Source organism: Accumulibacter sp. (genome assembly GCF_029255125.1).
In the GTDB taxonomy this organism is placed as follows: Bacteria; Pseudomonadota; Gammaproteobacteria; order Burkholderiales; family Rhodocyclaceae; genus Accumulibacter.
On sequence record NZ_JAPUVR010000115.1, the window covers coordinates 1 to 8376 of the forward strand.

The following is an 8376-nucleotide window of genomic DNA, read 5'->3' on the forward strand; positions in this document are numbered from 1 at the left end:
ATAGCTGGCATGGATTTTGCAAACCGTTTCCGTGTTATCATAATGGTCTCCAGGTAAAAATAGTCTGTTGCATCAATGGCCTAAAGTGGATTATACCGGGATTTTGCCTAATTCAACAGCATTGGGGTGCAGGGCGCAGCACTGCTTCAGCGCGGCAGAGGGTTCAGGCGTGTGGGGGGGCGGCGGCAACCGCAGCCGCGTAATGCGCGACATCGTTGAACAGGCATAAGCGGGCGTGCCGCTCGGGTGCGAATTCGATGACGTTTAGCGCGGCCGGGCTTTGTTCGAGGCGCTCGCGATAGCCGCGGGGGTCCAGGCCGAGCAGGCTGCTGATCAGCAGCCGGTTGCTTCCCTTGTGCGAGACGACGAGCACCGTACGCTGGCGATGTCGTTCGACGATGGCGCGGACGGCCGGCAACAGGCGGTTGAGCACATTGACGCCGGACTCTCCGCCTTGCGGTGCGACGACGAAGGGATCTTCCTGCCAGCGCGCGTATTCATCCGCAAAGCGTGTCTCGACCAACGCGCGCGGCAGTCCTTCCCAGTGGCCGTAGTCGATTTCGCGCAGCGCGGGATCGGCGATCGGCGCCAGCGCGTGTGGCAGCGCCAGCGTGTGCGCGGTTTCCATCGTACGTTGCAGCGGGCTGGCATAGACGGCAGCGAACTTCTCACGTCTGAGCCGTTCGGCCAGGCGTGCCACCTGTCGGTGACCTTCATCGGAAAGCGGCACATCGGACGAACCGGCGAAGTAGTCGTCGGTGGTGAGATCGGTGGCGCCGTGGCGCACCAGGTAGATTCTCGTCGGCATTCGAGGGGTTCCTTGTTCTTTGGCGGGCACCGGCTTGCCCGCTGGGCGGCGGTGGGCACGCCTGGTGCAGGCCGCGGCTCAGGTCTTCAGGTAACGCCCACGCAGCTTGGCGACCGCATGCGCGAGGCTTGCATCGACATCGTCGCCCCGGCTGAGCGAGCCCTGCAGGTCCTGCAGCAGCCCGTCTTCGAGACCGTAGATCCAGGCGTGCAGCAGCAGCGGCTGCTGGCGCTTCCAGGCGTCGCCGACCAGCGTCGTGCGCGCGACGTTGCGCACCTGGTCGAGCACGTTCAGTTCGCACAGGGCGCGCCAGCGCGCGGTGCTGTCGGGCAGCGCAGCCAGGAAATCGCGGTGTCGGTCGCGTACATCCTGAATGTGGCGCAGCCAGTTGTCGATCAGTCCCAGCGGAGCGCCTTCCAGCGCTGCGCGCACGCCGCCACAGCCGTAGTGACCGCAAACGATGATGTGGCTGACCTTGAGCACGTCGATCGCGTATTGCATCACCGACAGGCAGTTGAGATCGGTATGCACGACGACGTTGGCGATATTGCGATGGACGAAGACTTCGCCCGGCTGCATGCCGGTGATCTGGTTGGCTGGCACGCGGCTGTCCGAACAGCCGATCCACAGGTAATCCGGATCCTGCAAGCCGGCCAGTCGGGCGAAGAAGTCGGGGTCAGCCTTGCACACGTCGTTGGCCCAGCGGGCATTGGCACGAAACACTTCGGGCAGGTATTTCATCGGTGGGTCTCTCTCGGTCGGTGGGAGCGCCCGGCGCGCGGTGTACGCTAGCGGCCAGCGCCTGATTCTTGCTGGCATGCTACCAGCCGGCGAGAAAAGCAGTCAAGCAAATATAAGCAAGCTTACTAAATCTGTGGTGCGCCGGTTTCGCTCGCCGCCAGGGAAGCGGTCGTGCGTGCGCCCGGGGCGGTCGCTGAGCGCTGTTTTCAGCGGCTTCTCGTCGCCGCAGGCGGGCTCGCCCGGTGTCGGTGAAACTGGGATAATCGGCCGCCAGTAGTGGCGCCGCGCGCCAATCTCTTGCTCGTCACTGAGGCCGCATCGATGATCATCAATGACTCCCAGCGTGGCGCGGGCTTTCTCCTGACCGAATCGGCGCGCCTTCTGCGCAAGCTGGTCGACCGAAGACTGCAGCCGCTCGGCCTGACGCGCGCGCAATGGGCGGTGCTGGCCATTCTGTCGCAGCAGGAAGGCTTGTCCCAGTCGCAGATTTCGGCCTGGCTGGAGATCGAGAAGTCGACGGTCGGTCGGTTGATCGATCAGGTCGAGAAGAGCGGCTGGATCGAGCGCCGTCCGATCGCCGGCGACCGGCGCGTCTGGGGTATCCATCTCACCGAGCGGGCGCGGCATCTGCTGGCCGAGGTCGAGACGGTGATCCTGCGCAGTCGTTGCGAGATGCTGTATGGGCTGTCGCCAGAACAACAGGAGCATTTGTGTGAACTCCTGCAGACGATCAAGTCGAGCCTTGCCAGTGCTCTGGAACTCGACCGCGCAGAAGCGCTGACGCCGCGCAGCGCCGCCCCCGGCGCCTGAATTGCCGCGTCAGTGGCATCGCCCGCGGGCATCTTTGCCGACTGGCCGAGGAGAGCGACATCTGGCGCAGTGCCGGGTGTAACGTTGCGGCATTGCGTCAACGCCCTCAAGCGATGGATAACCGATTGATCTAATATAGCCAGTGGCTGTTGTCCGGGCTTGCGGCAGGGCTCCGCTGTCCACTTTGTTACACCCGTCTACGAGCCCCGCTGGGGCGCCTATGCTGCGCCGCGGCATTGATTTTCCAGCCAGCTTCTCCTGCGCTTTGACGTGGCACGCTTTGTGCTCACCCCATGAGTACACAGCAGCCTGACTCCCGATGACCGGTTCCTACCGAAGTCGGCCCGACCGGGGTCAGTCTGAGCCGGCAACAGCGCCGGGCAATAGTTACAGGAGGAGGCACTCGATGAACATGAACCTCGACCACGAACTGAATCTTTCGTTGACCCCAGGAGTCGCCGGAAGGCTCGCCAAGCATTCGCTGCTGAGCGAAGCTGCGCCGACGCGCGAACGCGTTGTCAGCACGTATTTTGACACCCCCGATCAGCGACTGCGTCGCGAACGCGTGGTCGTCGGCTATCGCAAGAGTGGCTCGGAGTGGCTTTCCTCGGTTCGTCGCTGCGGCCGGCCGCTGCATCGGCAAGCGAAGACGGCCGAGTGGGAAGCGGCCGCCGAGCCCGGCGAACTCGATTTTTCGCACGTCGAAGACGAGTCGCTGCGGGCGTTGCTCGAATCGCTGCGCGACGAGTTGCAGCCGGCGTTCACGACCAGTTTCACGCGCAGCGCCTGGCTGCTGGAACCGCGCGACGGCGTGCGCATCGAGTTGTCACTCGACCGCGGCTGGATCGAAGCGGCCGGACGTCGCCAGCCGATCTGCGAAGTGGAGCTCGATCTGGTTGCCGGTGGCGTCGCCGACCTCTTCTCGACTGCGGGCAAACTGCAGACCGAGTTGCGCCTGCATCCGGAAGCAGCGAACAAGCTCCAGCGCGGTTATCAGGCGTGCATTGATGCGCCGCGTCAGGCGGTGAAGGCGCTGCCGATCGCGACCGATGGCCAGATGTCGACGATCGCCGGTTTCCGCACGATCGCACTCGCCTGCCTGCGTCACCTGCAAAGCAACGAGCAGGGCGTGCGCGAAAGTGACAGTCCGGAGTTCGTGCACCAGGCGCGCGTCGCGATTCGTCGCCTGCGCTCGGCGATCAGGGTCTGGAAGCCGTTGCTGCCGGCCGATTTCGTCGCTGACTTCGATCCGCTCTGGCAGGCGCTGGCCGGCCGCCTTGGCGACACGCGCAATTGGGACGTGTTCATTTCGGAAACGCTGCCGACGCTCATCGACCGCTTCCCGGAGAGCCCCGAGGTGGCCCGGCTGGCCGACTATGCGCAGCGCTGCTGCGCGATGCACAGGCAGGCAGCGCGGCAGGCCTTGAGCTCGCTCGATTACTCGCGCCTGCTGCTCGACTTCCCGGCCAGCCTGCTCGTTCTGCCCGAGGACCCGGAACAGCGCTTGGCCGATTTTGCGCCGCGCTGCCTGAAAAAGCGGGCCAAGCAGGTGCGCGAGCTAGCGGCGGAAGCGATGGACGGCGACGCAGCGGCGCGCCACCGCCTGCGCGTGGCTTACAAGCGGCTGCGTTACGCGCTCGAGTTCTTCGCCCCGCTGTTCTCTGGCGAAGCCTTGCGGCAATACCACCTGGCCGCCAGCGAACTGCAGGAAGTGCTCGGCCGCTTGAACGATCTGTCAGTCGCCGCGCAGTTGATCGGTGAGGCTTTGCCCGAAGATCAGCGCGGCGACCTGTGCTGCTGGCTTGAGCAGCAGAGTGAAGCGCTGCTGCCCGAACTTGGCCGCATGCTCGACGCCTTCCACCAGCAGCCTGCGCCGTGGAAACGCGCGCCGAGCGCACACCTCGACCTTTCCCCAACGGCCACGAGCACATCTGGCACCAGCCAGCTCGCGGCCTGATCGACCCACAATAACTTAGGACAAAGACAATGGAAGCGCTATTCGAAGCGGTCGAGAAAACCGTAGCCGCGACACCGACCGAACGAGATCTGACGAGGCATTTCGAGGCCATCGCCGAGCTTACGGCCATTTTCCGCGAGGCCGTGATCAACCATCTGCGCGGTGGACCGGACGGGAACGGCTGGCGCCAGGCGAGGCGTTTCGCCGAGCGTCTGCGCGCGATCGAGGAGGCGGTGGACCAGCTGGAAGTGCGTGAGAAGATCAGTCCCATGCTCGTTCCGCTGCTCGGCGGCAGCGCGCCGGTGCTGTGTGGTGTGCTGCGCGTGCTGCGCGAGATGCGCCGGCAGGTGACCGGCTTTGCTATCGAATCAGGCTTTACCGATCACGAGCGGCGCGTTCCGGAATACCTGGTGCCGATGCTGCAGGATTTGACCGATCAGGTCTGCGCGGCCGTCGACGCGCTGGTCGACACGTGCCGACCCGTGTTGCTGCGCGGCAGCGCCTGGGCGCCAGGAGATTCGCCGAATGCCGTCAGTTGGTATGAGAGTCAGGCGGATCGCGTGTCGATGCAACTTCTGCGGACGATTTTCGCCGACGAGGAGTTGTCGTTGGAAGCCAAACTGCCGTTGGCGCAGGTCGTCGAGGAAATCGACAGCATCGCCGATTGCGCCGAGGACATCGACCGCGAACTTCGCCGGACACTGCATGAGGACCTCGTGCCGGCGGCGCTGCATTCGCCGGGCGCGGCGTGCGCTGCGCATTGATTGCCGAGTATTGATTCATGCCGGGCCCAGGCGAGCAGCCTGGGCCCGTTTCGCTTTCAGCGAGGAGGATATCTGGCCGTGGAACTGGCGATCAAGTTCAGGAACGACAAGCTGGTCGGCGATTTCTGGGGAGGCGCGGCGGCGATGCTCGTCGCGCTGCCCTCGGCGATTGCTTTTGGCGTCACGATTTACGCTGCCATCGGACCGGCCTATGCCGGCCTTGGCGCGCTGGCGGGAATTCTCGGCGCTACCGCACTGGGTTTGGTGTCGCCCGCTCTGGGTGGCACCAACCGACTGATTACGGCGCCCTGCGCCCCGGCTGCGGCGGTTCTTTCCGCTTTCGCCATCGAACTGGTGCATAGCGGTGTGGCGCCGGCGTCGATCGTACTGATGCTCACCGCGCTCGGTCTGGTCTCCGGGCTGGTTCAGTTGATGCTTGGTTTCATGGGTATCGGCAGCCTGATCAAATACATCCCGTTTCCGGTCGTCAGCGGCTATCTGACCGGCGTCGGACTGATCATCATCGGTAGCCAGATTCCCAAGTTCCTCGGCGTGGCGAGCGGCACCACATGGTGGCGTGCCTTGATTTCGCCCGAGCTCTGGCGCTGGGAGAGTGCGCTGGTCGGTGCGGTGACTGCCGCGGTGATGATCCTCGCGCCGCTGGTGACGCGCGTCGTCCCGGCGGCGATTCTCGGCTTGCTGGCCGGGATCGTGACCTATTTCGGCATTGCGACGACTGACGAGGCGCTACTCGTCATGCAAGGAAACAAGCTGATCATCGGCCCGCTCGGCGGCACCGCAGCCAGCATGCTTGACGCGATTACCGGCCGCTGGCAGGAAATCGGCGAACTCAAGCTGAGCCAGATCGGCGGTTTGCTCGGCACGGCCTTCACGCTCGCCGTCCTGCTCTCGATCGACACGCTGAAAACCGCTGTGGTGCTCGACGCGCTGACCCGTGGCCGGCACGATTCGAACCGCGAACTGATCGCGCAGGGATTGGGCAATGTCGCCTCGGCGTGCGCCGGTGGAATGCCCGGCGCCGGGCAAATGGGGGCGACCCTGGTCAACCTCGCGAGCGGGGGTCAGACGCGCGCGTCCGGGGTGGTCGAAGGCGTTCTGGCGCTGATCGCCTTTCTTGCCTTGGGATCGTTCATCGCCTGGATTCCGGTTGGCGCGCTGGCCGGAATTCTGATCGTCGTCGGCTTTCGCATGATCGACCGGCAAAGCCTGCACCTGCTCGAATCGCCGTGGACGATGCTCGACTTCATCGTCATCGTTGCGGTCGTCGCGGTGGCCGTGGGCTACAGTCTGATCGCCGCATCGGCGGTGGGCGTCGCGCTGGCGATGTTCCTGTTCATCCGCGAGCAACTGAGCAGCACGGTGATCCGCAGCAAGATCGACGGCGGCAGCCGTTTCTCGAAGCGTGTTCGCCTGCGCCAGCACATGGAGACGCTCGAACAGAACGGTGGGCAGACGGTGATTCTCGAACTGCAGGGAAGCCTTTTCTTCGGCACCAAGGATCAGCTTTACAAGGCGCTTGAACCGGAACTCCGCGATCGCAAGTACGTCGTTCTCGATCTGCGGCGTGTGCAGTCGGTCGATGTGACCGCAGTGCACCTCTTGAGCCAGGTCAGGGACTCGCTCAGTGCGCGCGACGCCTACCTCGTTTTCAGCAGCTTGCCGCAGAACCTGCCGAATGGGCGCAACATCGCCGAGTTCTTCGATCAGATGGAGCTGACGACAACGACCGAACACGTCAAGGTCTTCGCCGGTCTCGACGATGCGGTCGAGTGGATCGAAGATCAGATTCTCGGCGAAAGCCAGGTCCAGTTGGCCGATCTGCCGGCGCTTGAGGTGCACGATCTCGAGATCTTCAAGGACCGCAAGGAGGAAACGCTGATCGACCTTGTCGAGTGCCTCGATCGGCGCTCGGTGGCGAAGGAGGAAAAGGTGTATTCGTTTGGCGATCCAGGCAACGAGCTCTATCTGATCCGCAAGGGCGCCGTCCGCATCACCTTGCCGATGGCTGGCGGGAGCAGCCGCTATCACACGTTGACTTACGGCCGCGGCGACTTCTTCGGCGGCATGGCCTTCCTCTCGCAGATGACGCGCCTGAACGATGCCACGGCGATCGAGGATACCGAACTCTTCGTCCTTCGGCGTGAGCAGTTCGAACGTTTGCGCGAAGAGCACAAGCGTCTGGCAGTGCAGATCGTGGAGGCGGTGGCGAAAGTCCTGGCGCTTCGTTTACGCTACGCCGACAAGGAGTTGCTGGCGCTGCAGGAGTGAAAAAATCCGCCAGTTGAGGTATCATCCGTGTCGCCAGAGCGCTACCTTAAGCGCCAACCCGGAGGAGAAAAAGAGTATGTTCCAGCATATCCTGCTGCCCACCGACGGCAGCCAGTTGTCGCGGGATACCGCCGAGCGCGCAGTGGCTTTTGCCAAGGCCGCCAGAGCCAGACTGACGGCGCTGTACGCCCGGCCGGTTGGGCAGATGGACAATTACGGGGATGTCGTTCAGCCGGCGGCGCTCGACCGCCTGGTTAACAATTCCGAGGGTAAGTCGAAAGAATACCTCGGTTTCATCAAGAAGCTGTGCAAGGAGGCCGGGGTCGAATGCAACGCCCTGTCGGTTCCCAACGACAGCCCATGGGAGGCGATCATCGACGTTGCGGAAAGCCAGGAGTGCGACCTGATCTTCATGTCCAAGCACGGCCGGGGCGGCCTGTCGTCGCTCCTTTTGGGCAGCGAAACGTACCGCGTGCTCACCCACTCCAGCATTCCCGTTCTCGTCTATCGCCCATCCGACATCGATGCCGGCCGGCGCAAGGCGCGCGAGAAAGCGCGGGAGAAGGAGCGCAAACGCGCCTGAAGCAAGAGCGTACCGGGGAGCGTCTGTGGTCGACGACGCACGGTTTCCGCCAAGCGGCGAGGGATGGCGCCGCTGGGGCACGAGGGTCCATTGAAACTCGCGCCGTCCAGCCAGCGGCGGTGCGCTTGGCGCGAACTGGCGGGTGCGTGTGCTGAGGCGGGGTGGTCAGACGGCGTTCGCGGAACAATGACCGTGGTGACGCCCGTTGCGCGTCGCCAGGCTGCACCGGCACGGTCGGTCTACGGCAGGCACCGTTTGCCGCCGCCGCTCCCTGAAGTGCGTGTGCTGGGGGAGCCGAGGGTCAATGCTGTTGAATTAGGCCATGGCGATTCGTTTGCCTTTATCGACCTGCCATTTGGAGATGGGCTTCTTTGATACGCGAGGCTGCGAAGGCCGAGGCGTTCGTGGGGGGTAATAGCGCACT

Annotated in this window: 7 protein-coding genes; 5 read left to right on the forward strand and 2 right to left on the reverse strand. The window is 64.0% G+C overall.

The features are described from left to right. Positions 1-163: 163 nt before the first annotated feature. Both Q1L59_RS11970 and can read right to left on the reverse strand, forming a co-directional pair. Entirely contained in the window at positions 164-808 is a 645-nt protein-coding gene (locus Q1L59_RS11970) for a histidine phosphatase family protein (protein ID WP_300332492.1), read from the reverse strand. A gap of 78 nt (positions 809-886) precedes the next feature. Beyond that, a complete protein-coding gene (gene can, locus Q1L59_RS11975; RefSeq protein WP_300332493.1) occupies positions 887-1549 on the reverse strand; it encodes a carbonate dehydratase in 663 nt (220 codons plus the stop codon). Positions 1550-1870: 321 nt separating this feature from the next. Here can and Q1L59_RS11980 point away from each other — a divergent pair, with 321 nt between their 5' ends. The 5 genes from Q1L59_RS11980 to Q1L59_RS12000 all read left to right on the forward strand — a co-directional run bounded on the left by Q1L59_RS11980 (position 1871) and on the right by Q1L59_RS12000 (position 7952). Beyond that, entirely contained in the window at positions 1871-2359 is a 489-nt protein-coding gene (locus Q1L59_RS11980; protein ID WP_300332495.1) for a MarR family transcriptional regulator, read from the forward strand. Positions 2360-2765: 406 nt separating this feature from the next. Next, on the forward strand, positions 2766-4316 hold the full coding sequence (locus tag Q1L59_RS11985) for a CHAD domain-containing protein (RefSeq protein WP_300332497.1): 1551 nt from the start codon (positions 2766-2768) through the stop codon (positions 4314-4316). 29 nt (positions 4317-4345) lie between these two features. Beyond that, positions 4346-5080: a hypothetical protein gene (locus tag Q1L59_RS11990; RefSeq protein WP_300332499.1), complete on the forward strand. Its 735-nt coding sequence runs from the start codon at positions 4346-4348 to the stop codon at positions 5078-5080. A 78-nt stretch (positions 5081-5158) separates the two neighbouring features. After that, positions 5159-7369, forward strand: a complete 2211-nt coding sequence (locus tag Q1L59_RS11995; RefSeq protein WP_300332501.1) for a SulP family inorganic anion transporter — start codon at positions 5159-5161, stop codon at positions 7367-7369. 76 nt (positions 7370-7445) lie between these two features. Further along, on the forward strand, positions 7446-7952 hold the full coding sequence (locus tag Q1L59_RS12000; RefSeq protein WP_300332503.1) for a universal stress protein: 507 nt from the start codon (positions 7446-7448) through the stop codon (positions 7950-7952). Positions 7953-8376 lie beyond the last annotated feature (424 nt).